Source organism: Paraclostridium dentum, from assembly GCF_012922555.1.
Classification (GTDB): Bacteria; Bacillota; Clostridia; order Peptostreptococcales; family Peptostreptococcaceae; genus Paraclostridium; species Paraclostridium dentum.
Window position 1 is genome coordinate 1 of record NZ_WIPK01000062.1, and the last position, 891, is coordinate 891.

Genomic DNA, 891 nt, shown 5'->3' on the forward strand with positions numbered 1-891 from the left:
GTGAACACACTGACTGTGGTAAAATGTGGCAAAAGACCCTGTGCTGTTTGGCGTTTGCCCTCCTGATGATGGTGGCCTTGGCTGACCACCACATGGGCCACAATCACGCAGAACATTCAGCAGATCACCACGGAGAAGATGAGGCACACTTCAAACTCAAACCTCACAATGCCAAATTTGCCTTTGCCCTGTACAATAAGCTCTCCACCCATGCTGATGCCAAAGGCAAGAACATCTTTTTCTCTCCACTGAGCATCTCCATAGCATTGTCCATGCTGGCTCTGGGAGCCAAGGAGGAGACCCACTCACAAATTTTCAGCACTATGGGCTACAGTTCCCTCACAGAGGATCAGGTCAATGAAGCCTACGAACATCTGCTGCACATGTTGGGCCACAGCAAGGATGCCATGCTACTAGAAACAGGGGGAGGTCTGGCCATCCGAGAAGGCTTCAAACCTGTTGACAAATTTCTGAAGGATATTCAGCACTTCTACCATGGAGAGGCCTTCACTGTGGACTTTTCCAACCCTGACGCTGCCGTCCAAGAGGTCAACAAGTTCATTGCCAAGAAGACCAAAGACACCATCACTGACATGGTCAAGAGCCTGGATGCAGACACGATCATGGTGCTCATCAACTACATCTATTTCAAAGGTAAATGGCAGAGGCCTTTCCCAGTGGAGGCCACACACAAAGCTGACTTCCATGTGGAGGAGAACACAAAGGTCACTGTGGACATGATGAAGGCAAAGGATGAGCAATACAATATCTATGTATCCAAGAACTTCACCCTTATCAAGTTGCCCTATCATGGCAATGCCTCCATGGTGATCATTCTCCCTGCTGAGGGCAAAATGGAAGAAGTGGAGAAAAACATAAACAATGATCTGC

The 891-nt window shown here is 48.5% G+C and carries 1 protein-coding gene; it reads left to right on the forward strand.

The window, feature by feature from the left end:
- Positions 1–65: 65 nt before the first annotated feature.
- The coding region (locus GFJ41_RS20905; RefSeq protein ID WP_500048755.1) for a serpin family protein at positions 66–891 on the forward strand (826 nt) is incomplete at its 3' end.